The following is a 24,916-nucleotide window of genomic DNA, read 5'->3' on the forward strand; positions in this document are numbered from 1 at the left end:
TCACCCCTCGTTCACCCGGAAGCCGTGCCGCACCCCGGGGTGCAAGTGTGCGGCTGGCTCAAACAGCGGTCAGTCGGAGTTCTCAGACACCAGGCACGTCGGGTGCGATCCGACTTCGTACGGCGGTCTGCACCTCGGCCTCCTCGGCCGGATCGGCGGCGAGGCGGCGGAGCTGTTCCACGACCCGGGCGTCACCGGTCTCGGCGTGCCGGGCGGCGATCTCGCGGGTGGTCTCCTCGCAGTCCCAGAGGCACTCGACGGCGAAGCCGGCCGGGAAGGAGGGATCGGTGGCGGCCAGGGCGCGGGCGGCGCGGCCGCGGAGATGGGAGGAGGCGGTCTCCCGGTAGACATGGCGCAGGACGGGGGCGGCGCAGGCGATGCCAAGCCGGCCGGTGCCGTCGACGAGGGTCCACAGGGTCGGGGCGTCGGGGCCCTCGCCCCGGACGGCCTCACGCAGGGCGCCCAGGACCAGGTCCTTGTCCTCGGCGCCGCCCCGGCAGGCGAGCATGCGCCCCGCGGCGGCGCCCAGCGGATCGGGGCGGTGGGCCCAGCCGCGCGCCCGGTCGACGGCGGCGACGCTGCGCATCCGCTCGAAGGCGTCCACGGCGGCCTCCACTACGGCCACAGTCCCGGTGGTCACGGCGGCCTCGATCAGGTCGAGGGCGTCGGGATCATTGCTGTCGGCCAGGTAGCGCAAGGCGGTGCAGCGGGCTCCGTCGGTGCCGTCCATGGCGGCCCGGACGATCTCCGGCCGGTCCTCGGGTCCGGCGACGGCGATGAGACAGCGGGCCGCGGGCACATGCAGCGCGGCCCCGCGTTCGCAGCCCTGCTGGGCCCATTCGAACACCGCCTGCACGCTCCACCCCGGACGGGGCCCGGTTGGTCGCATCTGCCGTTGCCAGCGGTCGAAGCAGCCGGCCTCCTGCGCGGCACGCACGCGCGTGGCGATCGATTCGCGCGGATCCTCGGCCCACAGCCGCCAGGGCCGGGGTTCGAAGGCGTCGCGCACGGCGGTGGCCAGCTCGGCCTCGCCCTCGGCGTCGGTGGCGAACCTGGCCAGCACGGGTGCGGCCAGGGCCCGTAGCCCGGCGTCGTCGTCGCGCAGGGCCAGCTCGTCCAGGGCCCAGGCCCAGTTGGAGCCGGAGGCGGCGTACCGGCGCAGCAGCGCGAGCGCGTCCAGCCTGCCGTAGGAGGCGAGGTGGCCGAGGACCGCGAGGGCCAGGCCCGTGCGTGACTCCTCGTCGTCGAAGGCGTCCTCGACGTCGAAGAGGTGCGCCTCGATCTCGTCCAGCTCGCCGTTCAGGTCGAGGTAGAGACGGGCGTAGTAAAGGGAGCGGTTCTCCACCTGCCAGTCGTGGCGGGGATCGCGCAGCACACAGTGGTTCAGTGCCGCGAGCGCCTCGGCCCGCGGTGCGGTGAGCGCGTGCAGCGTCCCGTCGCCACGACCCCTCTGGAGGAGGCCGAGCAGGGTACCGCTGGGCGCTATGACCGGTTCGAACATGGGAAACAGCCTCACATCAAGCGTCGACGCAACCGGGGTTCCTGCTTCACCTGGCCGCGTGACAACACGTCGGGGCGCCCGCCGTTTCCTGCTTGCTGTAGACCATCTTCCTCTGCCTCTCGTCAGTGGCCCTCGCGGACCGCATCACGGCCCGCGCGGTGCGGCAACACCTGCCCAGCCATCGCGTCCGTGAATCACGACGTCATGATGACTCGGCACTTCGACCTGCCGCGACCGAAATTTCGGCGGCCCTGTACCGCCTCCCCCGTTTTCTCTGTTTTCGCTGGTCAGAACATGCGGATCAGTGTGCGCCGAACAAGTCGAGCAGTTCGGTCTTGCCGAACATCCGGGCCGTGTCCACGGCCGAGGGGGTGCCTTCGGAGGGGTCGGCGCCGCCCTCCAGGAGGGCCTTGATGACGTCCGTCGCACCCTTGAAGACGGCCCCGGCGAGCGGGGTCTGACCCCGGTCGTTGACCCCGCCCGCCTCGGCGCCCCGGGCGAGCAGCGCGCGTACCGCGTCCGCGTGCCCGTGATAGGCGGCGAGCATCACGAGGGAGTCCCCGCGGTCGTTGGTGAGGTTGGCCGGAACACCCGCGTCGACGTACGCCACGAGCGCTTCGGTCTGCCCCTGCCGGGCCAGATCGAAGATCTTGGTCGCCAGCTCCACGACCTCGGGGTCGGGGGCTTCAGTCATCGGCCGGACCGCCTCTCATACAACCGTTCAGGTGAATCGCAAGGGTACTGGCTCGCGCGGCACATGACCCGATGCGCCGGAGGTAAAGATCACCACAGCCCCGGTCGGACGCAAGTCCCCTGCTCAACCGGCCCAGGACGGCTCCGCCAACCGAGGGAAATCTGCTGAAATTCACCCAGTTGCACCTTTTATCGTATGGATACATCCTGTGATCCTGGAAGTACTCATGGTGACTGTCCCCACGAACCAGGAGATCCCAAATGATCCTGTCCATCTCAGGCGTGGTCCTGCTCGGCATCATCGTCTTCCTCTTCTTCCGCAAGGACGGCCTGAAGGCGTCGCACGCCATGGTGTCGGCCCTGTTCGGCTTCTATCTGGCGAGCACGGCGATCGCGCCGAGCATCAAGGCCGGCGGCGAGAGCCTGGCCAGCCTCCTCGGCGGCATCAAGTTCTGACGCCGTCCGTCCCTTCCGTACGCACCTTCAGGAGACAGCAGTGGCCCGGCGCCCCCTCCCCCGCATCCTGAGCACAGGCAGCGCGCAGATCGCCCGGAGCCGGGAGCTGGCCCGGACGGCGGCCGACAGCGCCACCGACGTCCTCCATCCGCTGATCACGATCACGCGCGGTCTGCGCCGGCTGGCGACGGCCGGGCGGCGCAGATGGGCCGAGACCCCCAAGGACAAGCGCGGACCGCTGCTGTTCCTGGTGGCGTCGGTGGTCCTGGTCGTGGCGCTGGTGCCGTACGGCCCGCTGCTGGCCGCCATCACCCTGATGGCGGCGGCAGCCTGGCAGGGCCGCGACCGCAAACCGGCGGCCCCCGAGGGCCCCGACGAGTCGCAGACCAAGCGCCTCAAGTCGCTCTACGAGGCCCTGATCCCGTACTTCTCCTCGCCGGACGACCCGGCTCCCGCGTACGCCCACGGCGGCGAGTGGGAGAAGGCCTTCCCGGCGTACGACTTCGACGAGTCCGGCCGCATCACCCACCTGCTGGTCCGCTACCCGGCCTACTTCCCGGACGGCGAGGCCGAGCCCCGCGCGCGGATCGAGCAGCTGCTGCACGCCAAGTCGGGCCGCGGCCGCGAGTACCACTTCGCGTGGGACGAGGAGGGCAACCAGCTCACCGTCACGGTCCTGCCCCCGCTGCCCACCGACATCGCCGCCCAGCGCTTCGTCACGGCCCCCGGCGAGACGGTCCTCGGCTTCACCGACCCCTCCCAGGTCCAGCGCACGCTCCCGCTCACCCACGGCGAGGAGCAGCGCGACGTCCCGCCGGTCGTCTGGCGCACCGGCATCCGCTCCACCGAGCCGCACCTCCTGGTCATGGGCCAACCGGGCAGCGGCACCTCGACCCTCCTCCGCTCCATCGCCCTCCAGGCCCTTCAGTACGGTGACGTCGTGATCGTCGAGGGCGGCGGCACCGGCGAGTACGCCTGCCTGACCGGCCGGGACGGCGTCCTCGCCGTCGAGTGCGGGCTGGCCGGGGCCCTCGCCAGCCTGGAGTGGGCGGCGACGGAGACGGAACGCCGGCTGATCGCGGCCAACCGCGCCCGGCAGGCGGGCCACCCGACGCCGGACGACACCAAGCGCCCGCTGTGGATCCTGCTGGACCGCCCGAGCGCCTTCTCCCCCCTCGCCGCCGCCGACGGCCGCAAGGACCCGCAGTCCCTGCTCCAGGTCCCGCTGCGGCACGGCCGCGCGGCGGGCGTCACCGTGGTGGTGGCCGACCAGTTCGACAGCGCGGACGCGCTGAGTGACGCGGTACGGCAGCACACGCGCGCGCGTGTCGTGCTCGGGCCCGCGACGCCGGTCCAGCTGGAGGCGGTCCTGGGCGCGCCCCCGCACACGACGCCGGTCACCCAGGTCCCGCCCGGACGGGGGTACGCGCGACTGGGCGCCGGTCCGGTGCACCGGCTCCAGGTCCCGTCCACCCCGGACCCGTACGACGACGCGACGAGCGACGCGGACCGGCAGGCCGTGCTTGCGCTGTTGCCGCCGCGGACCACGCCGGCGGATGCGGAGGGCATGGAGGCGGAGCCGATTCCCGCGGACGCGGTAGTGGCAGAAAGCTGACTCGGCCTGCGCGGGCCGGCGAATCCCACCCGCCCGCGCGACCGTCCCTCACGCCACGAAGGTCCTCGGCGTCTCCCCGCCCCCGGTCGCCCCCGACTCCACCAGCCTCGCCGCCGCGGCCAACCGCACCGCCGCCTCCTCAGCCACCGCGCCCCCCACGGTGAACGGCAGCCGCACATACCCCTCGAAGGCCCCGTCCACCCCGAAGCGCGGCCCGGAAGGCACCCGTACCCCGACCCGCTCCCCCATCTCCGCGAGCCGCGACCCGGACAGACCACCCGTCCGCACCCACAGCGTCAGCCCGCCCCGCGGTACCTCGAACTCCCAGTCCGGCAGCTCCCGCCGTACCGCCGTGACCAGCGCGTCCCGGTTCTCCTGGGCCTGTGCCCGCCGTACCGCCACGGCCTGCTCCCAACCCCCGGTGTTGAACAGCCAGTTCACCGCGAGCTGCTCCAGCACCGGCGTCCCCAGGTCCGCGTAGGCCCGCGCGGCGACGAGGCTGCGGATCACGTCCGGCGCCGCCCGCACCCAGCCGATCCGCATCCCGGCCCAGAAGGCCTTGCTGGCCGAGCCGACGGTGATCACGGTGGATCCCGCGGGGTCGAACCCGCACACCGGCCGCGGCATCTCCACCCCGTCGTCGAGCCACAGCTCGCTCATCGTCTCGTCGGCGACCAGCACCGTCCCCGCCGACCGGGCCGCCTCCACGAGCTGGCGCCGCTGGTCGTCGTCGGCGAGCGCGCCGGTCGGGTTGTGGAAGTCGGCGACGACGTACGCGATCCGCGGCGCCGCGTCGCGCAGCACCTGGCGCCAGCGGTCCAGGTCCCAGCCGGTCAGTCCCTCGGCCATCGCGACGGGCACGAGCCGCGCTCCGGCCTCCCGCATCAGCTGGAGGATGTTGGCGTACGAGGGTGACTCGACGGCGATCCGCTCACCGCGCCCGGCGAAGAGATGGCAGATGGCGTCGATCGCACCCATGGCACCCGTGGTCACCATGATCTGCTCGGGCATCGTCGGGATCCCGCGCGCGGTGTACCGGTCAGCGATCATCGAACGCAGGGCGGGCAGGCCGGCCGGGTAGTCGCCGTGCGTGTGGGCGTACGGCGGCAGTTCTTCCAGGGCGCCCTGGACGGCGCGGGTGAGCCACGGCTCGGGGGCCGGGAGCGAGGCACAGCCCAGGTCGATCACCGAGCCGAGGGCCTCGGGGGGCAGGGGTTCGAGCCCGCGCGCGGGCAGCGGGTTCCCGGCCGGTACGGCCGTCCAGCTGCCGGCGCCGCGCCGGGACTCCAGGAATCCCTCGGTGCGCAGCGCCTCGTAGGCCGCCGCCACCGTCGTACGGCTGACGGACAGGGCCAGGGCCAGCTCGCGCTCGGCGGGCAGCCGGGCGGCCACCGGGACGCGGCCCTCCAGGACCAGCAGCCGGATGCCGTCGGCCAGCGCACGGTAGGCGGGCGGGCGGCGGGTGCCGGGGCCCGCGGGGCGGTCCTGCTGGGAGTTGAGCAGCCGGGCGAGCTGAGCGGCACCCATCGCCGAGGTCCACTGCGTCATGGAAATCAGTCCACCTTCCTCGAATTGGCCATGGATGACATCTCCACCCAGGTCCCAGGGTGACATGCAGCAGGCCACTACGACCACAGGGGGTATCCCTTGGCCACGAAGGACCGTCTCGGGCGGCGGCTGATCCAGCTCTACGTCGGACTCGCGCTGTACGGCGCGAGTTCCGCGCTTCTCGTCGAGGCGGGCCTGGGTCTGGAGCCCTGGAACGTGCTGCACCAGGGCCTGGCCGAGCTCACCGGCCTGACGATCGGCGTCGTCTCGATCATCGTGGGCGCGGCGGTGCTGCTGCTCTGGATCCCGCTGCGGCAGCGCCCGGGTCTCGGCACGGTCTCCAACGTCTTCGTGGTCGGCCTCGCCATGGACGGCACCCTCACGCTCGTGCCCGAGGTGCACGCTCTGGCCGTGCGGATCCCTCTCCTCCTGGCCGGCATCCTGCTCAACGGCGTGGCCACCGGGCTGTACATCTCCGCCCGCTTCGGCCCCGGCCCGCGGGACGGCCTGATGACGGGGCTGCACCGCCGTACCGGCCGCTCGATCCGGCTGATGCGTACGGCGATCGAGGTGGCCGTCGTCGCGACCGGATTCGCGCTGGGCGGCACCCTCGGCATCGGCACCGTCCTGTACGCGGTGTCGATCGGGCCGCTCGCGCAGCTCTTCCTGCGGGTGTTCGACGTCCCCGCTGCATCCGACGGCAGCACGGTCGTTGCCGAAGGGCAACCGCGGGGAGCCATACTGCGACCGTGACCACGCGGATACGCCACCCCTACCTCGACCACCCCGGCCCGATCGCCTTCGCCCACCGGGGCGGGGCGGCGGACGGTCTGGAGAACACCGTGCTGCAGTTCCGGCGCGCGGTGGACACGGGCTACCGGTACATCGAGACCGACGTGCACACCACGGTGGACGGCAAGCTGGTCGCCTTCCACGACTCCACGTTGGACCGGGTGACCGACGGCGCGGGGCGCATAGCGGACCTGCCGTGGAAGGACGTCAGCCACGCGCGCGTGGCGGGCAAGGAGCCGGTGCCGCTGTTCGAGGAGCTCCTGGAGACCTTCCCCGAGGTGCGCTGGAACGTGGACCTCAAGGCGGAGTCCTCGCTCCACCCCTTCCTGGACCTGATCGAGCGCACGAACGCCTGGGACCGGATCTGCGTCGGCTCCTTCTCGGAGGCGCGCGTGGTCCGCGCCCAGCGGCTGGCCGGGCCGCGCCTGGCGACCTCCTACGGCACCCGGGGAGTCCTCAACCTGCGACTGCGCTCCTGGGGCGTGCCCGCCGCGCTGCGCGCCTCCGCCGTCGCCGCCCAGGTGCCGGAGGCCCAGTCGGGCATCCAGGTGGTCGATCGCCGCTTCGTGCGCACGGCACACGCGCGTGGTCTTCAGGTGCACGTGTGGACCATCAACGAGGCCGATCGCATGCAGCGGCTCCTGGACCTGGGAGTCGATGGCATCATGACCGATCACATCGACACGTTGCGCAAGGTCATGGAGGACCGCGGCGTCTGGGTGACCCACACCTGACACCTCCGCACCACCGCCCCCTTGGCACGACCACCTTCGGCGGGGAAGCGAGGGCACAGGTGAGCACCGACACCGTGCGGGCGGACGCCCTAGACCAGCGGCGCGAGCAGCGCGGCTGGTACTTCTACGACTGGGCCTGCTCCGTCTACTCGACGAGCGTGCTCACGGTGTTCCTCGGTCCCTATCTGACCGCGGTCGCCAAGTCGGCGGCGGACGTGGACGGGTTCGTGCACCCGCTGGGGATCCCCGTACGCGCGGGGTCGTTCTTCGCGTACTGCGTCTCGGCGTCCGTGATCGTCTCGATCCTGGTGATGCCTCTGGTGGGTGCGGCCGCCGACCGCACGGGACGCAAGAAGCCGCTGCTCGCCGCGTGCGCCTACGTGGGCGCGACGGCCACCACCGGCCTGTTCTTCCTCTCCGGGGACCGCTATCTGCTCGGCGGCCTGCTGCTGATCGTCGCCAACTCCTCCGTGGCCGTCTCGATGGTCGTCTACAACTCCTACCTGCCGCAGATCGCTCCGCCCGAGGACCGCGACCGGGTCTCCTCGCGCGGCTGGGCCTTCGGCTACGCGGCCGGTTCGACGATGCTGGTCGTGAACCTGGTCCTGTTCACGGCCCACGACTCCTTCGGCGTCTCCGAGTCCACGGCGGTCCGCATCTGTCTGGCCTCGGCGGGCCTGTGGTGGGGCGCCTTCACCCTCGTACCGCTGAAGCGGCTGCGCGACCGCCGTACGACGTCCGAGGCATCCGGCGTACCCGCGGTCCACGGTTGGCGGCAACTGGCGGCAACCGTCAGGGACATGCGGGGCAAACCGCTCACTCTCTCCTTCCTGCTCGCCTATCTCATCTACAACGACGGCATCCAGACGGTGATCTCCCAGGCCTCGGTGTACGGCTCCGAGGAGCTGGACCTGAGCCAGTCCACGCTGATCACGGCCGTGCTGATGGTCCAGGTACTCGCGGTCGTCGGCGCGCTCGGGATGGGGCGGCTGGCGCGGACCTACGGGGCGAAGCGGACGATTCTCGGCTCGCTGGTGGCGTGGACGGTGACGCTGGCGGCCGGATACTTCCTGCCGGCCGGGGCGCCGGTGTGGTTCTTCGTGCTCGCGGCCGGTATCGGGCTCGTCCTCGGCGGCAGCCAGGCGCTGTCCCGCTCCCTCTTCTCCCATCTCGTGCCGCCCGGCAAGGAGGCCGAGTACTTCTCGGCGTACGAGATGAGCGACCGGGGTATGAGCTGGCTCGGTCCACTTCTGTTCGGTATCACCTACCAGCTGACCGGAAGTTATCGGGACGCGATCATCTCGCTGGTCGCCTTCTTCGTCATCGGATTCGCGCTGCTCGCGCGGGTTCCGGTGCGGCGGGCGATCCACGACGCGGGCAATCCGGTTCCCGAGAGGATTTAGCGTTCGGCGCGAAAGGGCGGTAGTGTACGCGTTTGGCCTGCCAGGCGTACCGTTACTGCGCGTCAAAGATGCCGAAACGCTGGGTGACATCTGCTAGCAGATGTGACAAACCGGGCGCCGGTGGGTACAACAAGGGGCGGCTACGACGGCGACGCATGACCCGGAACGGGAATCTTTACCGCCGACCGGACGTTGACCGGATGACGACGACAGCGACACCTGTCCTGTGGGCGACAAGCCCGGGAGGCACGATTCATGAGTGAGCGAGCTCTTCGCGGCACGCGCCTCGTGGTGACCAGCTACGAGACGGACCGCGGCATCGACCTGGCCCCGCGCCAGGCCGTGGAGTACGCATGCGAGAAGGGACATCGCTTCGAGATGCCCTTCTCGGTCGAGGCGGAGATCCCGCCGGAGTGGGAGTGCAAGGTCTGCGGGGCCCAGGCACTCCTCGTTGACGGCGACGGCCCTGAGGAAAAGAAGGCCAAGCCCGCGCGTACACATTGGGACATGCTGATGGAACGGCGCACCCGCGAGGAACTCGAAGAGGTCCTCGAGGAGCGTCTAGCCGTTCTCCGCTCGGGCGCGATGAACATCGCGATCCACCCGCGGGACAGCCGCAAATCGGCTTAGTCCCTGCCGGGGTCGGGCGGACTACAACACAACGCAAGAGACTGCGGGCGGCTACGTGGATTCACGTAGCCGCCCGCAGTCGTGCGTCTGTGCCTTTGCTACGGCTTCTACGGCGCCGTCATCGCGTCAGCGGCGGGCGCGGGTCCTGCGGGGCGTCGTCGCCCGGCGCCTCGTCCCGGATCACCTCGCCCTGTACGACCTTGCCGTCGGGGCGGTGGATGCGGGCCTGCTGGAAGGCGTCGCCGAAACCGCCCGAGGCGGCCGCACGCAGCTTGCGGTCGAGGGTGCGCTCCGTGAAGCGGCCCAGGGCCTTCTGGACCGGCGGGATCAGCAGGAGCAGGCCCACCGCGTCCGAGATGAGGCCGGGGATCATCAGGAGCAGGCCGCCGAGCATCATCAGCCCGTTGCCGCCGCTCTGCGGGGTGGTGCCCCGCTGGAGCGCCTCGTTCAGGTTCTGGAAGGCGCGGCGGCCCGCCTTCTTGACCACCGCCGAGCCGAGCAGGAACCCGGCGAGCAGCAGCAGAAACACCGTGAACCCGCTCGACGCGCCGGCGACCACGGTCAGCAGCCAGATCTCCAGCACCAGCCAGGCCGCGACGCCCAGCGGCAGGAAGGTCCGCAGCCGGGAGCGGCGGGGCCGGGTCGGGTACGTGGGGGTCGGAGCACCAGTCGTCATGCATCCAGTGTGCCTGGGCCCGGCTCAGTGCGGGATAAGGGAACGATCAACGGGGCCTGTGAAGCCGTATGAGGACCCGATGACCCGCGACTGCCGGACATTCCTGCCGGACTTCCTGTCAGGCCTTCTTGCCGCGCCCCAGTACCTTGCCGACCCGCTCCGTGGCGCCCCACGCGGTGACCCGCCAGAGGGCCTCGACGAGGATGTCGCGGCTCATCTTGGAGTCGCCCAGTTCGCGCTCGACGAAGGTGATGGGGACCTCGACGACGTGGTAGCCGGCCTTGACCGCGCGGCGGGCGAGGTCGACCTGGAAGCAGTAGCCCTGGGAGGCGACCTCGTCGAGGCCCAGGCCTTCGAGGGTCTCGCGGCGGAAGGCGCGGTAACCGCCGGTGATGTCGCGCAGCGGGAGGTCGAGGGCGAGGCGGGAGTAGAGGCTGCCGCCGCGGGAGATGACCTCGCGGGACTTGGGCCAGTTCACCACCCGGCCGCCGGCCACCCAGCGGGAGCCGAGGACCAGGTCGGCGCTCTTGAGGGCGGTGAGCAGCCGGGGCAGTTCCTCGGGCTGGTGGGAGCCGTCGGCGTCCATCTCGACCAGCACGCCGTAGCCGTGCTCCAGACCCCAGCGGAAGCCCGCGAGGTAGGCGGCGCCGAGGCCCTCCTTGCCCTTGCGGTGCAGCACCTGGACCTGGTCGTCCTCGGCGGCCACCTCGTCGGCGAGCTTGCCGGTGCCGTCGGGGCTGTTGTCGTCGGCCACGAGGACGTGCGCCTCGGGGACGGCCTTGCGCACCCGGCCGACGATGGACTTGATGTTCTCCGCCTCGTTGTAGGTCGGAATGATCACCAAGGCCGTGCCGAGCGGGCCGAACTGCCTCCCCCGGTCCTGTGCCGCGAGGGTCCCGTCGCCGTCGTTCACTGCTGCCCCTTCTGTCCGTACGCAGACGTCCACCATAGTGGCCGCCGCCTGCGATGACGTGACAGAAGGTTCGTATGGTGGTGTCGATTCCACAAGAGCGGGGTAAGAGCCCGGTTTCGGCCCTGTTTGGGCACCTGCCTGTCGGCGTACCGTCGTGGCCGCGTGCTGCGGATGGGGGCCCGGTGCCCTTCGGGCCGACCTGGGACCCGCTGGCTGCGGGTCGACCTGAAGCCGTTGTCTACTGAGCCCGGGCCCCACCCGGGTCACACCTCCCCGACCGGCCGGAACGTTCCCTCGCTGCGGCGCGAACGCTGAGCCTGGCTCCCAGTGGCGGTGCCCCGGTGCGGCACACCGTCCCTGACCCAGCGGTGCCGCGGGCGAGTGCTCGGAGGTTCCCCGGTCGGGCGTCCGGTGGTGGACTCGCCGAACCTACCGGCCCCCTGCCGTCGCCTGTCAACAGCCGTTTGACCTGCGCGTATGCCCTCAAAGGCCTGGTCAGCGCGGAGGATGCGCAGGTCGCGAGACAGGGTGGCGACCGGGGATCCGCGGCGCGCCACCCCGGTAGATCACTCGCCCGGCCGTACGAACACCGTCCGGCCGCCCACGACGGTGCGCAGGCAGACGGGCAGGTCATGGCCCGGGGTGAGGTCGGGCAGACCCGGGGTGCCGGAGCGGGGATCGGTGGACCAGCGGGCCACCCGGTCGTCGGGGGCCTGGACCACGAGTTGGTCGGTACGCCACACCGCGTAGTCCGCGGGCGCGCCCGGCACAAGGACACCCGCGTCGTCGCGCCCGACCGCCCGCCAGCCGCCGCGCGTGTGGGCGGTGAAGGCGGCCCGCACGGAGACGCGGTGCTCGGGGGTGCGGTGGAAGGCGGCGGCCCGGACCGTGCCCCAGGGGTCGAGGGGTGTTACCGGGCTGTCCGAGCCGAAGGCCAGCGGTACGCCGGCCCGCAGCAGGGCCGCGAAGGGGTTGAGCGACCTCGCCCGCTCCACGCCCAGCCGCTGGGCGTACATGCCCTCCTCGCCGCCCCACAGCGCGTCGAAGGCGGGCTGGACGGACACGGTCAGCCCCAGCTCGGCGAAGGCGGCGACCGTCTCCGGCGTGAGCATCTCGGCGTGCTCGACGCGGTGCCGGGCGGCCCGGATCCGGGCGAGGCCCACCTTCTCCGCGGCGCCACGGACACCCTCGACGACGGCGGTGACGGCCGCGTCCCCGATCGCGTGGAACCCCGCCTGAAGTCCGGCCTCGGTGCAGGCGACGACATGCGCGGCGACGGCGGCGGCGTCCAGGTAAGCGGTGCCGGTGTGTCCGGCGTCGGTGTACGGCTGGTGCAGACAGGCGGTGTGCGAGCCGAAGGCACCGTCGACGAACAGATCCCCCGCGGCGCCGACCGCGCCCAGCTCACGTGCCTTCTCGACGTCCTGCTCGGCCCAGTAGCCCACCACGCGCGGGCCCGCGAGGTCGGCGGCGAGCGCCAACAGCCCGGTGAAGTCGTCCTCGGAGGAGATCTCCGGCCCCGCGCACTCGTGGACCGACCCGATACCGAGGGAGGCGGCCCGGGCGAGGGCGGCGCGCTGGGCCTCGGTGCGCTGCACCGACGTAACACCTGCGAACGCGGCGGCACGGACGGCGTGATGAGCGTCGGCGGTGAGTGGCCCGTCCACCGCGCCGAGATCGGGAGCCATGTCGAGCAGGGCCGTCGTCGCGACCGCCGAGTGGACGTCGATACGGCTCAGATAGAGGGGCCGCCCGCCGGTCGCCTCGTCCAGCTCGGCGCGCGTCGGCGGGCGACCGCCGGGCCAGCGGGCCGCGTCCCACCCGTGCCCGAGGAGAACGCGATCGCCCGGCCGACCGGCGGCGAAGTCCCGTACAAGAGCGAGCGCCGCCTCCAGGGACGGCGCGTCGGACAGGTCGAGACCGGTGAGCGCGAGGCCGGTGGCCGTGGCGTGGACATGGGCGTCGGTGAACGCCGGGGTGACCAGGGCCCCGTCGAGATCGACGACTTCGTCGACCCCGTCCGCGAAGGCGTCGGCGGCCCCTTCGGACCCGACCCAAGCGACCTGCCCGCGCTCGACGACCATCGCGGTCGCGAAGGGATCGGCGGGGCTGTGCACCTCACCGCGACGGAGCAGGACGGTCTTCGGCTCGGGGCTTCGCTCACTCATGAGGAACAGTCTCGCGCCTCGCCGGGACCGCTCGGTACGCAGGTGGGTCAGATCCGCGGCGGCCGCGCCTCGTACGGTGTGGAGAGGACCACCGTGGTGCGGGTCGAAACGCCCGCCAGCGTCCGCAACCGGGCCAGCAGCTCCTCCAGCTCGTGGGGCGTGGCCACCCGCACCTTGAGGATGTAGTTCTCGTCGCCCGCGACGCTGTGGCACGCCTCGATCTCGGGAACCCCGGCCAGCCGGTCCGCGATGTCGTCCGGCGCGCTGGGATCGAACGGCTTCACCGAGATGAACGCGGTCATGGGCAGCCCGACCGCCTCGGGGTCCACCACCGCGGCGTAACCGCGGATGACGCCCCGCTGTTCCAGCCGCCGCACCCGCTGGTGCACGGCCGACGTGGACAGGCCCGTGGCCTTGCCCAGGTCCGTGTAGCTCATCCGCCCGTCCTTGACGAGCAGCTGAACGATTTGTCGGTCGAGCTCCTCCATGGCGCAAGAACCTACAGTGCGCTTGATCTCCTCGGATACCTCAGCACCCCAGGTCATGCCCGGTTCGTGATGTAGGCGTCCGCCATGGGCATCTGCGAGCGGCATGTGACGAACGCCACAGTCGTCGAGACGTCTCCGTGATGCTCTCGTGATTACCGCCGTGACCGGACGGGAAGTGCTTGCTGTGGTCGAGGCCGCAGCGCCTTCACGGCCCCAGCCCAAGGGGGAGTTATCCATGCAGAGTCTTCAGCGCCCTGGTCGCACCGCGCCCAAGCGGTTCCAGCCGGTGGTGGTCGAGCCCGAGCCGGAGGGTGTCGAACCCGACGCCTTCGACGACGAACTCGACGCGTACGACACCTTCGAGATGTTCCGGGTGATCTGCCCGGACTGCGCGCAGCCCATCGCGCTGCTGGCGGACGAGGAGGTGCTGCCGGAGCACGCGCTGTGCGCCTCGCCGTGGAACCCGTTCGGCCTCACCGTCTGCGCCGGTACGGGCCGCAGGGCCGGCGAGGCCCGCTCCGCCGACGAGTCGGCCGAGCCCCAGGAGCAGGACACCGCCCTCCTGTTGACGCTCCCTCAGGGGCTCGACTGGCGGACCCAGCCGTTCTCGCACGTCGGCGGCCCGGGCTCGCGCCCGATGCGCGTGCCGGTGATGCGCAGTCAGGCCGCCTGAGCCGACTCGCTCAATCCCAGTAGCTGCCCTGCACCATGGCCCGCAGGCTGCCGTGGTGCAGGATCAGTGTGTCCGGATCCGCCGGGACGGCCGATTCCCCGAAGTGCACCTGCCGGTAGGCGACGCGCAGCATGACGATGGCGTGCCGCAGGGCGGCGTACAGGGTGTGGAAGTCCATGTCGCTCGGGGTGTGGCCGGTGAGTTCGGCGTAGCGGGCCTCCACGCGGTCGCGGCGCAGGAAGTCGGGCAGGCCGCGCTGGCCGAAGGCGACCGTCAGGTCCTGGAAGAAGCGGTGCAGGTAGACGGTCCAGCCGAGGTCGACCTCGCGCGGGGCCAGGGCCGCCATCTCCCAGTCGAGGACGGCCGCGGGTTCGAAGCCGTCGTAGACGACGTTCCCGATGCGTGCGTCGCCCCAGTTGAGCACCGGAGTGCCGGGATCGCCGGGCCAGAGCTCCTCCAGCCGTTCGAACGCGGCCTCGATGAGCGGTGACCTGGCCCGTCCGTCGACGACCCAGTCGTAGTAGGCGCGTTGGGCGGTGACGTGGCGGCGCAGGGCGTCGCCCTCACCCGGCAGTGCGAGGAACTCGGCCTCCTTCAACGGCACTTGGTCGTGCAGCCGGGCCAACAGACCGACCGAGGCGGCCTCCAGTCGCTCGCGCTCGGCGTCGGTGGCCGCGTGCAGCCAGTTGCCCTCGTAGGTGTACGGCATCACGTCCGGCGGCACCCGTCCCTCGACGCGCTCCATGACGAAGAACGGCGCCCCGAGCGGGCCCGGGTCCTCCTCCAGCCACAGCACCTTCGGCACGGGCAGGTCCGTGTGTTCGGCGACGACGCGCATCGTGCGGTGCTGGCGCGGCATGTCGTAGACCGGGAAGACGGTGTACGCCGCCGGGTCCGCCGCGAGCCTCAACGCGCAGGCCCGCACCGGCGGTTCGGGGTGCTCGATGTCGAAGAGCAGGGTCTCGCTGGACATGCCGTTGGACTCGGGGACGGTGACGCCGACCGCCTTGGCGCCGGGCAGGCGGGTGCCGAGCCAGGTGGTGAGGCGGCGGGCGATCTCCTCCGGGTCGCGGGTGCTGGTGCGGGGGCGGGGTGCCGTGGCTGCCATTTCGCGAACCCCCTTACGATGCCGTCGAGTTGAAGTCCATGAACCCGCTCGGGTCGTGCCGTCCGAACGACCCGTGCTCGAAGATGCCGTGCCCGATCCGGCCGTCGAGGCGGAAGCGCGCCGCGTGGTCGGTGACGCCGTACGCGGCCAGGGGGTGGGGCTGGGTGAGGTCGTAGGTGCGGCTGTCGGTCCAGGCCCGCCCCTGCCAGGTGCCGTGCTGCCAGTCGTCGGCGGGCGGGTAACCGGCACCGATCGCGAGCGGGGAGGAGGTGAGGATCTCCACCTCCAGCTCCTGCGGTTTGCGGGGGTCGCCGAGGTGGATGAGGGCGCGTTCGGGGTGGCGGGTGCCGGGGCGGTAGGTGATTTCGGGGAGGGGCCAGCCGAGTTGGCGGTCGCGGGGAGTGCCAGTGCTATGTGACATAGCACTGGCACGACTCCCAGTGGTATGTGACATAGCACTGGCGTGAACCACGGTGGCGTCGTTCAACGTGCGATACCCGTCCGCGTCCTCCTGCACGATCACCATCAGGAACCGGTCCTCGAACCGGACCGGACACCACACCCAGTGAAATCCCTCGGTCGGATGCTCCTCGGCAAGCCGCCCGCCCTCCTCCCCGGGAATCGGCCGCACGCCCCAACTCCGGTCACGGGTCCCGGTCCAACCGCCGGCGGTGACCCGGAACTCCTCGTCGGCCGCCCGGATCACGCCCTGCACACCGCCCGCCTGCACGAAGCGGCGCCCTTCGAGGGTGAGCCGGTCGCCGCGGCGCTGGAGGTGGTGGGGTTCCCACAGAGCCGGGAATTCGGCGGTCCAGGTCAGGTCGTACGACAGCGACTCGTCCTCGCACACCAGCCGCAGTCGCCGCAGCGGCTCCTCGACCTCAATCCGCAGCGGTCCGACCGCGAGCTTCATGCGGTCGTCGCCGAGCGCGTCCGAGGCCCGCACCGCATGCAGCCGGTCACCGACCCGCAAGGTCGCGTAGGCGTCGATCACACCGACGTTCGGATACACGCCGAGGCCGGCGATGAGCAGGGCGCGTCCCTCGTGGTCGAGGACGTGGAAGATGCAGCGGTCGTAGGCGTTCCGGTCGCCGGTCGCCACGTGCTTCATGGACAGCGGGACCTGGTGCACGGGGTACTCGTCGAGTGGTACGGGACGGTCGTCGGCCACGCCAAACCTCCCTGGAGACGGCTGGGCTGACGGTACGTCAGGAACGCGGAGGTGACCAGACAGGCCGCCGGACGAGCAGTGAACTCACGCTCGATTCCATGGATCGGTGACCTGTCCGGGCACCCCCGCGTTGCCCTGGCATGACCCCCACCTACACCATGACCGGGCGTCAGCGCCGGGTGTTCGTTCCGCCACCCGCAGGAACGGTTCCGCTGGCGCCGCCGCAGCACCCGGATCCGCCGATCTACCGCGATCTGATGCGGACCTGGGCCGACCGGGGCCGCACGCTGCCGGGCCGCCACGACCCGGAGTGGGTCAGGCTGGCGGCCCCGCAGGTGGCCCCGGGGCAGTTCAGCGGGTCTCCGGACCCGCTAGGTGACGGGCGATGACCATCCGCTGGATCTGGTTGGTGCCCTCGACGATCTGCAGCACCTTGGCCTCCCGCATGTAGCGCTCGGCGGGGAAGTCGGCGGTGTAGCCGTACCCGCCGAGCACCTGGACGGCGTCGGTGGTCACCTTCATCGCGGTGTCGGTGCAGTGCAGCTTGGCCATGGCCGCCTGCTTGGCGAACGGGCGCCCGGCGTCCCGCAGCCGGGCCGCCGCCAGGTACAGGGCACGTCCGGCCTCGATCTGGGTGGCCATGTCGGCCAGCATGAAGCGCAGGCCCTGGAAGTCGGCGATCGGGCGCCCGAACTGCTGCCGCCCGGTGGCGTACGCGACCGCCTCGTCGAGCGCCGCCTGGGCGAGGCCGATCGCGCAGGCCGCGATGCCGAGCCGGCCGGAGTCGAGCGCCGACAGCGCGATCGCGAAGCCCTGCCCCTCCTCCCCGATGCGCCGCTCGTCCGGCACCCGCACCCCGTCGAAGTGGACCTGCGCGGTGGGCGAGCCCTTCATGCCCATCTTCTTCTCAGGCGCCGCACCGCTCAGCCCCGCGGCGTCACCGGGCACCAGGAAGGCGCTGATGCCACGCGCCCCGTCCTCGCCGGTGCGGGCCATGACCGTGTAGAAGTCGGCGATCCCGCCATGGGTGATCCAGGCCTTGGTGCCGGTGATCACCCACTCCTCGCCGTCGCGAACGGCCTTCGTACGAAGGGAAGCCGCATCGGAGCCGGACGACGGCTCGGAGAGGCAGTAGGCGCCCAGCAGGCCCCCGCTCAGCATCGCCGGCAGGTGCTCGACCTGCTGCTCCTTGGTGCCGTAGGCGGCGAGCGCGTAGGAGGCGAGGGTGTGGACGCTGACGCCGAGGCCGACGGTGAGGCGGGCCGCGGCGAGCTCTTCGAGGACCTGGAGGTAGACCTCGTACGGCTGGTCGCCGCCGCCGTGTTCGGAGTCGTAGGGCAGTCCGAGCAGTCCCGACTCCGAGAGCAGGGTGAAGACCTCTCGCGGGAAGCGTCCGGCGTCCTCCTCCTCGGCCGCCTGCGGGGCGATCTCACGCCGGGCGATGTCGCGGACCAGCGAGATCAGCTCCCGGGCCTCGTCCGTGGGCAGTTGCCGGTCCACCGGCTGCGGGGCGCGGTCGGGCATGGCGACGCTCTCCTCCCTGTGTCGGGCGTTCGGCGGACGAGCGCCTTGGGTGGGGCGGCGCCGCCGGGTCGTACTGGGTCTGGCCGATGCTCCGCTTCCGGGTCTCGGAAGCTGCTGACCAGCGACTCTGCGCTGTGAGTATGCCCGATCGGAGGCTGCCAGTCACCAGTTAACGACCGCTTACTTCAAGAGTATCCCGGGCCGAACGGAAGCCGTACCGAACGACCGTGAAATTGGTCCGCACCATTGACCGGACTGGTCTAGTCCTCCTAATGTTCATGACCAACGCTTTACCGCGTTCATGCCAATCGGCGCGCGTTCCCCTCTCCCCCACGAGGAGACACCCGATGCACGTTCCGCACCTCCCCCGCGCCTCTTTCCGGGCGCTCATGTCCGCCGCGTGTTGCGCGGTCCTCGGCGCCGGGCTGCTCGTCGGCGCGGGCACCGCCGCCGCGAAACCCTCGGCCCAGCAGGCCGCCGGCTCCAAGGTCGTCGGCTACTTCACCGAATGGGGCACCTACGACCGCAAGTACCTCGTCAAGAACGTCGAGACCTCCGGCTCGGCGGCGAAACTCACGCACATCAACTACGCCTTCGGCAACGTCACCGGCGGCAAGTGCGCCATGGGCGACTCCTACGCGGCGACCGACCGGGCGTACACCACGGCCGAGTCGGTGGACGGCGTCGCCGACACCTGGGACCAGCCGCTGCGCGGCAACTTCAACCAGCTGCTGAAGCTGAAGAAGAAGCACCCGGGGCTCAAGGTCCTCTGGTCCTTCGGGGGTTGGACCTGGTCGAGCGGGTTCGGCGAGGCCGCGAAGAACCCGGCCGCGTTCGCCCAGTCCTGCTACGACCTGGTGAAGAACTCCAAGTGGGCGGGTGTCTTCGACGGCATCGACATCGACTGGGAGTACCCGAACGCCTGCGGCAACACCTGTGACACCAGCGGGCGCGACGCCTTCAAGAACCTGATGGCGGCGCTGCGTTCGAAGTTCGGGAGCAGTTCGCTGGTCACCGCGGCCATCACCGCGGACGCCACCGGCGGCGGCAAGATCGACGCTGCCGACTACGCCGGAGCAGCCCAGTACGTCGACTGGTACAACCCGATGACGTACGACTACTTCGGCGCCTGGGACGCGAGCGGGCCGACGGCTCCGCACTCGCCGCTGAACTCCTACTCCGGCATCCCGAAGGCGAACTTCTACACCTCGGCGACGATCGCCAAGCTCAAGGGCCTCGGCATCCCGGCCTCGAAACTGCTGCTCGGCATCGGTTTCTACGGCCGCGGCTGGACCGGCGTGACCCAGGCTGCGCCCGGCGGCACCGCGACCGGCCCGGCGGCGGGGACGTACGAACAGGGCATTGACGACTACAAGGTGCTCAAGACCAAGTGCCCGGCGACCGGCACGGTGGGCGGCACCGCCTACGCCAAGTGCGGCAGCGACTGGTGGAGTTACGACACGCCCGCCACCATCGGGACGAAGATGACGTACAAGAACCAGCAGGGGCTCGGCGGTACGTTCTTCTGGGAGCTGAGCGGGGACACCGCGAACGGGGAGTTGATCAAGGCGATCAACTAGCCGCGGAGGTCAGGGACTTGGGGTGGGGGCGCGGGAGCCTCCGCCCCTCGTTCAGGTGTCGCGGCGGGCGGGGGCGGGCGTGGGGTAGTCGGGGTCCAGTTCCTCGATGGCCCGCATGGCGCCGCCGAGGGTCTTGACCAGGAGTTCGCGCATCTTGTCGCGGGTGAGCCGGGGGCGGTCGATCCAGTCGAGGGTGGCCCCCTCCACGCTGCACACCCAGGAGAACAGGCCCATGCGCGCGATCGGGGAGATGTCGGTACGGCCGTACGCCCCCTCGGCGACGGTCGCGACGATCGCGTCGCGCACCCCGTCCCGGATGGCGTGCACCTCGGCGTCGAAGCCGACACCACCGCTGACGATCGCGCGGAACGCCGCCTGGTTGTGCTCGGCGTAGCGCAGATAGCCCTCCATCGTGCGGTGGACCCGGTCGAGTTGCTCCAGTTCGATCTCGCTCGACGCGAAGTTGACCAGGTCGGCGACGGAGTCGTGGATGATCGCCAGGTAGTAGCCGCGCTTGGACTGGAAGTAGTAGTAGATCAGCCCCTTGGCGACATGGGCCTGGCGGGCGATGTCGTCCATGGAGAGGGTGTCGTAGGACGTGTCCGCGAACAACTTCCGCCCGATGGCGATGAGTTCGGCGCGCCGCGCCAGCGAACGCTCGGTGCCCCGGGCCTTCGGGCGGGCGTTGTCGCTCTGTTCGCTGATCTTCAATGTCGACCCTGGTCTAGACGGGCGCTGGGACATCCGCAGTATGTCAGAACAACCGTCCCCGCTCGTTCGAGTCTGATCGATCTCGCGGGAACCGGCGGGACCGGGGCCTCGTGGGTCGGATCACAGCAGGCCGAGCTGGGTGACGAGCATCGCGAGGACCACGACGAGGGTCCAGCCCATGACGTGCTCGAAGACCTTCGGGCCGGCGTCCTTGGGACCGCCGGTGCGGGTGCGGGCGGCGGCAACTGTCTGTGTGGTCATGGCGTCTCGCTGAGGTCGGGTGTGCGGTGGACTCCCCCCAGGGTTCTGTCCACCTTGCCACCTGGAACGGCTTTTGCGGCAGAGACGTTGGTCACAGCGGAAAGGCCCCGGTTTCCCGGGGCCTTCGCAGGTGAGCGGGTGCCTCAGCGCACGCCGACCGCCTCGAGCGCCCTGCACTGGTGGGCCGTGGGACGCGCCGGGAAGTACAGGTAACAGACCCCGCCGGTGCCGGAGACGACCTTGCCGGAGGCGTTGTAGCGCTTGGTGCGCAGCCAGATGTTCTCCCACTCGCGCCGCCGGTAGACGCGCCGCACCGCCTCGTCGTCGGACGAGAACGGGTCGTTGGCGATCACATCGCCGTCGGCCGTGAAGCCGATCACCGTCATCAGGTGCCCGGAGGTGCCGTAACCCGCCCCCGTCAGCTCCTCCTTGAGGAACGACTGGGACGTTATGGCCGGGATCCCGGCCGCGATCAGCGTCTCCAGATCGGTGAGCGAGCCGAGCCGGGTGACCACGCCCTGTAGGTCCTTGTACGTGGCCGCATAGGCAGCGTTGAAGGGCCAGTTGCCGCAGCCCTGGTACTGGTAGTCGAAGGTGAAGCGGGCCGCGTGGTCCACCTGCGGGTCGGCGTAGCTCGGGTCCACCCAGGCCAGTTGCTCGGGGGTGAGCCTGCCGCCCCAGTACTCGATGATCATCTGGGACGAGGTGGGGCTGCACCAGGCCTCGCCGCCGTTGTCGTACTCGGGGTACTGGCCCTTGTGGATCTCCTGCGAGTAGCGCGGAACGATCAGCTCCCCGGACAGGCCCGGGGTGGAGGCGGGGACGGTGAAGCGGTCCGGGATGTCGGAGCCCATCGCGCCCAGGCGCCACACGGTGGGGGTGAGCTCGGTGCCGGGCCTGCGGTAGAGGGTGAGGCGCAGGCGGTACGAGACCAGGCGCAGGCCGGTCGTCGCGTCGTCGATGGCGAAGGTGTCCGTCCAGATGGTGCTCTTGTTGTCCGTCTGGTCGTCCACCGAGGTCCGCTTGATGTCCTGGTCGCCGGCCGCCCAGCGGCCCATCACGTACCAGGGGGTGGCGATGCCGTCCGAGTACGTGCCGTGCAGCTCGACCTGGAGCCAGGTGCCGGCCGGGGTGTGCGCGTTCCACGACGCGATCGCCTCGGTCGAGGGGACGCTCAGCCGGTGGACGGGGGACGTCCAGGTCGCGTACTCCCAGCCGGCGGTCGTACCGGTGTGCGGGTCGGTGTAGTCGGTCGTGCCGGCCGGGGTGGCGATCACCAGGCCGGGGCGGACACCGGCGAGGGCACGGGTGCCCTTGGCGGTGCCGCTGCGCCAGTCCTTGTACGAGGTCCAGGAGCGGTAGTCGACCGGCGGGGCCGGGTCCTCGGCGGCGTCCGAGGCGTCGGCCGTGCCGGCGGTGAAGGCCGGGGCCGCGACCGCGGCGGCCACCGCGGCGGCGAGGACGGTTCTGCGGGACGGCTGTTCGGCTCTGCTCATGGGTGGCATGACCCCCAGGTGTCCGAGTCGGGGCAGGTGCGGAATGCGCCCACTATGGCCGCGGGCAGGGCGTCCTGCCAGCACTTCGGCCGGTGCCACGCCCAGCAATATTGGTCTCCACCACTGGCATGACCTGCACGGCCGTCCGGGACCTCAGACCAGGTCCATGGCGGCGACCTCGTCGGGACGGCCGTAACTGACCGGTCCCTGGAAGCGGCGGCGGGCGGTGGCGAACCACCAGACCGTGGCGATCAGGAGGACGGCGGCCAGGGCGATCGGCGCGTAGTTGAAGGAGTCCACGGTGATCGGCGAGGCCTGCGGGAGCATGAACAGCACGCTGCTGAGCAGGATCCAGGCCACCGCGATCACCCCGACGGGCCGGCTCCAGCGGCCGAGGTGCCACGGCCCCGGCTGGAACTCCGCGCCCAGCCGCAGCCGGAGCAGGACCGGCACGGCGTACGCGAGGAAGAGCCCGACGACGTTGACGCTGACGATCGCGGTGAACGCCGTGTGCGACCACCAGCCGGGCAGGACCAGCGCCAGCGAGCAGCCGACCGCGAGCCAGACGGCCTTCACCGGTGTACGGGTGCGTGGTGAGACCGAGTGCCACCAGCGGGAGCCGGGCATGGCGCCGTCCCGGGAGAAGGCGAAGATCTGCCGGGTGTTGCTGGTGAGATTGGCCAGTCCGCAGAAGAGCATGGCGCCGATCACGATCAGCAGGAGCACCTTGGCCGTGCCGAGTCCCAGGCCGTCGATCAGGATCTGGACGGGCGGAGCGGACGCGCTCGCCACTTTGCCGTAGTCGTGAATGCTGTAGACCAGAGCGAGCATCAGGATCAGGCCGGTGATCGCCGAGTAGCCGATGGCCCGGGTGATCCCCCTGGGCGCGTTGACCGTGGCCCGCACGGTTTCCTCGGACATGTGGAAGCTGCCGTCGAAGCCGGTGAACGTCCAGCTGGTGACGAGCAGGCCGAGCATCCCGCCGTAAAGGCCGCTCGTGAAGCCGGTGTTGTTGGCGAAATGCGTGACGAAGGACGCCGACCGGTGCTGGTCGGGGCCGACGATCAGGGCGGTCACGATCACCACCAGGCCGATCAGCAGCCACCACACGGAGATCCGGTTGAGGACGGCGACCAGCTGGACGGTGTAGGTGTTGGCGAGCCCCTGCACCACCACGATCAGGGCCGTGATCAGCACCGTCTGGTGGGCGGTCGGCACGTACGAGGGCCACTGGAGGGCGATGAAGGCCTGGACGAAGGTGGCGGCGGCGTAGCCGGTGGCGGCCGTGCCGCCGACCTGGCCGACGAAGTTGAGCCAGCCCGTGTACCAGGACCAGGCGCCCTTGTGCTTCTTGGCGAGTTTCCCGGCGGAGAAATACAGCGCCCCGCTCGTCGGATAGGCGGAGGCGACTTCCGCCATCGCGAGTCCGACGAAGAGCACCATCACGGAGACGCCGATCCAGCCGAAGACGAGAATGCGGGGGCCACCCGCGTTCATGCCGAATCCGAAGCCGGAGAAGATTCCCGAGATGATGTTGATGATGGTGAAGGAGATGGCGAAATTGTCGAATGCCTGGAAGCGGCGGGTCAGTTTTCTCGGATAGCCCATCTCGTGGAGTACGGCGTCGTCGTCCGCTATCTGTTCCGCCACGGGTCTGCCTTTCTACGGGGGGACAGGGAGTCCGCACGCGCGGCGGGCGCGGGAGAGCTGCTCCGCCGGGTCACCGAAGGCGGACCAGGGCATGCGGGAGGCGTACGGGCCCATCGCGGCGAAGACCGCCCGCGCCTCGAACTCGCGCTCGCCCATGACCAGGGCGTGCGCGAGGTAGGCCAGGTCGAGGACCGGGGTGAAGCGGTAACCGGCCACCGTGGGCAGCCAGTTCCGGTAGATCGCGAGGGCCGTGGAGCGCCACTGCGGCTGCTCCCAGACGTGGTCGGCGAGCAGCTGGGTCGGGTTGTAGCTCTCCACCAGGGCGACCAGCGGAAGCAGGCGTAGCGGGGAGTCGGCGGGGGCGCGCTGGCCGAGGAAGGCGGCGACGTCCCAGGCGGCGTTGACCGAACCGCCGTGCCGGGTGAAGAAGCAGGCCAGGAAGCGGTGGTGGGCCTCGCGGTGCCAGGGGTCGAGGGACAGGACGTGCGCGAACAGGCGCCAGGGGCCGGGCGGCGAGGTGAGCAGCCCGCGCGGGGCGGGGTCGATGGGGCGGTGCAGCCGGGCCATGGCGAGCCGGGCCGCCCAGGGCGTCGGATCGGCGGGGTCGGTGCGCGCGGCCCGGTCACAGGCGGCCAGCGCGATCCGCTCCAGGGCCGGCGCCCGCTGGTCCCGCGCGTCGGCCGCGCGCACCGCCCGCAGCACGGCCACCCGGGCCCACATCAGCGCGGCCTCGGGGCCGGGCTCCTCGGCCAGCCAGCGCTCGGTGAGGTCGGAGTCGGCGGCCTCGGAGGCGAGGACGAGTGAGCGGTGGGCGCGCAGCGCGTGGTCGCCGCGGGTGTCGACGAGGGCTTCCCGGGCGCTGCGGTAGCGGCCGGCCCGCACATCCACGCTCACGCTCGCCAGGACGCGGTCGTCGGCCGCCGGATGCCAGACATACTGCCCTTCGAATAACCCCGCGGCCATCTGCTCCTGTCCATCCCCGTTACGGCTCCCGGCAGTTGTGCACCTGGCACCCTACTCAGCGGCGGAGGCAACCGGAACGCCATTTCCATAATGTTGAACTAGTTCAATGGGACACCAAATTCCAGGACCGTCGATACGTCCTGATTTCATCCGCCACTAGAA

The 24,916-nt window shown here is 70.9% G+C and carries 23 protein-coding genes; 8 read left to right on the forward strand and 15 right to left on the reverse strand.

Annotation, left to right across the window (positions count from 1 at the left end; genetic code table 11):
- Positions 1–82: 82 nt before the first annotated feature.
- Complete coding sequence (locus ACQEWB_RS07780) at positions 83–1,501, reverse strand: HEAT repeat domain-containing protein (RefSeq protein ID WP_432828437.1); 1,419 nt, start codon at positions 1,499–1,501, stop codon at positions 83–85.
- 301 nt (positions 1,502–1,802) lie between these two features.
- Complete coding sequence (locus tag ACQEWB_RS07785; RefSeq protein WP_432828439.1) at positions 1,803–2,195, reverse strand: ankyrin repeat domain-containing protein; 393 nt, start codon at positions 2,193–2,195, stop codon at positions 1,803–1,805.
- Positions 2,196–2,455: 260 nt separating this feature from the next.
- On the opposite strand from ACQEWB_RS07785, the gene ACQEWB_RS07790 reads away from it, so the two are divergent.
- The gene (locus ACQEWB_RS07790; protein WP_037742059.1) at positions 2,456–2,650 is read left to right on the forward strand and encodes a hypothetical protein; all 195 of its coding nucleotides are present in this window, start codon (positions 2,456–2,458) and stop codon (positions 2,648–2,650) included.
- Between the two features lie 40 nt (positions 2,651–2,690).
- Positions 2,691–4,265, forward strand: coding sequence for a hypothetical protein (locus tag ACQEWB_RS07795; protein ID WP_432828441.1), 1,575 nt, complete (start codon positions 2,691–2,693; stop codon positions 4,263–4,265).
- A 48-nt stretch (positions 4,266–4,313) separates the two neighbouring features.
- Here ACQEWB_RS07795 and ACQEWB_RS07800 read toward each other — a convergent pair whose 3' ends face one another.
- A complete protein-coding gene (locus ACQEWB_RS07800) occupies positions 4,314–5,813 on the reverse strand; it encodes a PLP-dependent aminotransferase family protein (protein ID WP_432828443.1) in 1,500 nt (499 codons plus the stop codon).
- A 99-nt stretch (positions 5,814–5,912) separates the two neighbouring features.
- Between ACQEWB_RS07800 and ACQEWB_RS07805 the strand changes: the two genes are divergently transcribed.
- From ACQEWB_RS07805 to ACQEWB_RS07820, 4 genes are all read left to right on the forward strand, one after another.
- On the forward strand, positions 5,913–6,566 hold the full coding sequence (locus ACQEWB_RS07805; protein WP_432828445.1) for a YczE/YyaS/YitT family protein: 654 nt from the start codon (positions 5,913–5,915) through the stop codon (positions 6,564–6,566).
- Complete coding sequence (locus ACQEWB_RS07810) at positions 6,563–7,339, forward strand: glycerophosphodiester phosphodiesterase (RefSeq protein ID WP_432828447.1); 777 nt, start codon at positions 6,563–6,565, stop codon at positions 7,337–7,339. The genes ACQEWB_RS07805 and ACQEWB_RS07810 overlap by 4 nt, the downstream gene beginning before the upstream one ends.
- A 59-nt stretch (positions 7,340–7,398) precedes the next feature.
- Positions 7,399–8,742: an MFS transporter gene (locus tag ACQEWB_RS07815; RefSeq protein WP_432828449.1), complete on the forward strand. Its 1,344-nt coding sequence runs from the start codon at positions 7,399–7,401 to the stop codon at positions 8,740–8,742.
- Between the two features lie 255 nt (positions 8,743–8,997).
- Positions 8,998–9,372: an RNA polymerase-binding protein RbpA gene (locus tag ACQEWB_RS07820; RefSeq protein WP_010046329.1), complete on the forward strand. Its 375-nt coding sequence runs from the start codon at positions 8,998–9,000 to the stop codon at positions 9,370–9,372.
- A gap of 118 nt (positions 9,373–9,490) precedes the next feature.
- Here the strand turns inward: ACQEWB_RS07820 and fxsA are convergent, their stop codons facing one another.
- The 4 genes from fxsA to ACQEWB_RS07840 all read right to left on the reverse strand — a co-directional run bounded on the left by fxsA (position 9,491) and on the right by ACQEWB_RS07840 (position 13,617).
- Positions 9,491–10,048 (reverse strand): FxsA family membrane protein, encoded by a 558-nt coding sequence (fxsA, locus tag ACQEWB_RS07825; protein WP_432828451.1) that lies wholly within the window; start codon positions 10,046–10,048, stop codon positions 9,491–9,493.
- Positions 10,049–10,166: 118 nt separating this feature from the next.
- Positions 10,167–10,961, reverse strand: a complete 795-nt coding sequence (locus tag ACQEWB_RS07830) for a polyprenol monophosphomannose synthase (RefSeq protein WP_432828453.1) — start codon at positions 10,959–10,961, stop codon at positions 10,167–10,169.
- A 566-nt stretch (positions 10,962–11,527) separates the two neighbouring features.
- Positions 11,528–13,129 (reverse strand): amidohydrolase, encoded by a 1,602-nt coding sequence (locus ACQEWB_RS07835; protein WP_432828455.1) that lies wholly within the window; start codon positions 13,127–13,129, stop codon positions 11,528–11,530.
- Positions 13,130–13,176: 47 nt separating this feature from the next.
- Positions 13,177–13,617 (reverse strand): Lrp/AsnC family transcriptional regulator, encoded by a 441-nt coding sequence (locus ACQEWB_RS07840; protein WP_121888443.1) that lies wholly within the window; start codon positions 13,615–13,617, stop codon positions 13,177–13,179.
- Positions 13,618–13,852: 235 nt separating this feature from the next.
- On the opposite strand from ACQEWB_RS07840, the gene ACQEWB_RS07845 reads away from it, so the two are divergent.
- Complete coding sequence (locus ACQEWB_RS07845) at positions 13,853–14,290, forward strand: hypothetical protein (protein WP_432828458.1); 438 nt, start codon at positions 13,853–13,855, stop codon at positions 14,288–14,290.
- Positions 14,291–14,300: 10 nt separating this feature from the next.
- Here the strand turns inward: ACQEWB_RS07845 and ACQEWB_RS07850 are convergent, their stop codons facing one another.
- The 3 genes from ACQEWB_RS07850 to ACQEWB_RS07860 form a co-directional block, all read right to left on the reverse strand.
- The gene (locus ACQEWB_RS07850) at positions 14,301–15,398 is read right to left on the reverse strand and encodes a phosphotransferase family protein (protein WP_432828460.1); all 1,098 of its coding nucleotides are present in this window, start codon (positions 15,396–15,398) and stop codon (positions 14,301–14,303) included.
- Positions 15,399–15,411: 13 nt separating this feature from the next.
- Entirely contained in the window at positions 15,412–16,569 is a 1,158-nt protein-coding gene (locus ACQEWB_RS07855; protein ID WP_432828462.1) for a hypothetical protein, read from the reverse strand.
- A 351-nt stretch (positions 16,570–16,920) separates the two neighbouring features.
- A complete protein-coding gene (locus ACQEWB_RS07860; protein ID WP_432828464.1) occupies positions 16,921–18,093 on the reverse strand; it encodes an acyl-CoA dehydrogenase family protein in 1,173 nt (390 codons plus the stop codon).
- 347 nt (positions 18,094–18,440) lie between these two features.
- Between ACQEWB_RS07860 and ACQEWB_RS07865 the strand changes: the two genes are divergently transcribed.
- On the forward strand, positions 18,441–19,673 hold the full coding sequence (locus ACQEWB_RS07865) for a glycoside hydrolase family 18 protein (protein WP_432828466.1): 1,233 nt from the start codon (positions 18,441–18,443) through the stop codon (positions 19,671–19,673).
- A gap of 51 nt (positions 19,674–19,724) precedes the next feature.
- On the opposite strand, the gene ACQEWB_RS07870 is transcribed toward ACQEWB_RS07865, so the two are convergent.
- The 5 genes from ACQEWB_RS07870 to ACQEWB_RS07890 form a co-directional block, all read right to left on the reverse strand.
- Entirely contained in the window at positions 19,725–20,384 is a 660-nt protein-coding gene (locus ACQEWB_RS07870; RefSeq protein WP_432828468.1) for a TetR/AcrR family transcriptional regulator, read from the reverse strand.
- A gap of 120 nt (positions 20,385–20,504) precedes the next feature.
- Positions 20,505–20,645: an SCO1431 family membrane protein gene (locus tag ACQEWB_RS07875; protein ID WP_432828470.1), complete on the reverse strand. Its 141-nt coding sequence runs from the start codon at positions 20,643–20,645 to the stop codon at positions 20,505–20,507.
- A gap of 143 nt (positions 20,646–20,788) precedes the next feature.
- Positions 20,789–22,141, reverse strand: a complete 1,353-nt coding sequence (locus ACQEWB_RS07880; protein ID WP_432828472.1) for a peptidase C39 family protein — start codon at positions 22,139–22,141, stop codon at positions 20,789–20,791.
- A 153-nt stretch (positions 22,142–22,294) separates the two neighbouring features.
- Entirely contained in the window at positions 22,295–23,749 is a 1,455-nt protein-coding gene (locus tag ACQEWB_RS07885) for an amino acid permease (protein ID WP_432843684.1), read from the reverse strand.
- 54 nt (positions 23,750–23,803) lie between these two features.
- Positions 23,804–24,754: a hypothetical protein gene (locus ACQEWB_RS07890; protein ID WP_432828474.1), complete on the reverse strand. Its 951-nt coding sequence runs from the start codon at positions 24,752–24,754 to the stop codon at positions 23,804–23,806.
- Positions 24,755–24,916 lie beyond the last annotated feature (162 nt).

The sequence above is a fragment of the Streptomyces sp. CA-249302 genome (genome assembly GCF_050936785.1).
Lineage (GTDB): Bacteria > Actinomycetota > Actinomycetes > Streptomycetales > Streptomycetaceae > Streptomyces.

What these genes read in the sequence shown, in the direction of transcription:
- ACQEWB_RS07780 (WP_432828437.1), bottom strand. Translation starts at nt 1,501, where the DNA reads ATGTTCGAACCGGTCATAGCGCCCAGCGGTACCCTGCTCGGCCTCCTC.
- ACQEWB_RS07785 (WP_432828439.1), bottom strand. Translation starts at nt 2,195, where the DNA reads ATGACTGAAGCCCCCGACCCCGAGGTCGTGGAGCTGGCGACCAAGATC.
- ACQEWB_RS07790 (WP_037742059.1), top strand. Translation starts at nt 2,456, where the DNA reads ATGATCCTGTCCATCTCAGGCGTGGTCCTGCTCGGCATCATCGTCTTC.
- ACQEWB_RS07800 (WP_432828443.1), bottom strand. Translation starts at nt 5,813, where the DNA reads ATGACGCAGTGGACCTCGGCGATGGGTGCCGCTCAGCTCGCCCGGCTG.
- ACQEWB_RS07820 (WP_010046329.1), top strand. Translation starts at nt 8,998, where the DNA reads ATGAGTGAGCGAGCTCTTCGCGGCACGCGCCTCGTGGTGACCAGCTAC.
- fxsA (WP_432828451.1), bottom strand. Translation starts at nt 10,048, where the DNA reads ATGACGACTGGTGCTCCGACCCCCACGTACCCGACCCGGCCCCGCCGC.
- ACQEWB_RS07835 (WP_432828455.1), bottom strand. Translation starts at nt 13,129, where the DNA reads ATGAGTGAGCGAAGCCCCGAGCCGAAGACCGTCCTGCTCCGTCGCGGT.
- ACQEWB_RS07840 (WP_121888443.1), bottom strand. Translation starts at nt 13,617, where the DNA reads ATGGAGGAGCTCGACCGACAAATCGTTCAGCTGCTCGTCAAGGACGGG.
- ACQEWB_RS07845 (WP_432828458.1), top strand. Translation starts at nt 13,853, where the DNA reads ATGCAGAGTCTTCAGCGCCCTGGTCGCACCGCGCCCAAGCGGTTCCAG.
- ACQEWB_RS07850 (WP_432828460.1), bottom strand. Translation starts at nt 15,398, where the DNA reads ATGGCAGCCACGGCACCCCGCCCCCGCACCAGCACCCGCGACCCGGAG.
- ACQEWB_RS07860 (WP_432828464.1), bottom strand. Translation starts at nt 18,093, where the DNA reads ATGCCCGACCGCGCCCCGCAGCCGGTGGACCGGCAACTGCCCACGGAC.
- ACQEWB_RS07865 (WP_432828466.1), top strand. Translation starts at nt 18,441, where the DNA reads ATGCACGTTCCGCACCTCCCCCGCGCCTCTTTCCGGGCGCTCATGTCC.
- ACQEWB_RS07875 (WP_432828470.1), bottom strand. Translation starts at nt 20,645, where the DNA reads ATGACCACACAGACAGTTGCCGCCGCCCGCACCCGCACCGGCGGTCCC.
- ACQEWB_RS07880 (WP_432828472.1), bottom strand. Translation starts at nt 22,141, where the DNA reads ATGAGCAGAGCCGAACAGCCGTCCCGCAGAACCGTCCTCGCCGCCGCG.
- ACQEWB_RS07885 (WP_432843684.1), bottom strand. Translation starts at nt 23,749, where the DNA reads ATGGGCTATCCGAGAAAACTGACCCGCCGCTTCCAGGCATTCGACAAT.
- ACQEWB_RS07890 (WP_432828474.1), bottom strand. Translation starts at nt 24,754, where the DNA reads ATGGCCGCGGGGTTATTCGAAGGGCAGTATGTCTGGCATCCGGCGGCC.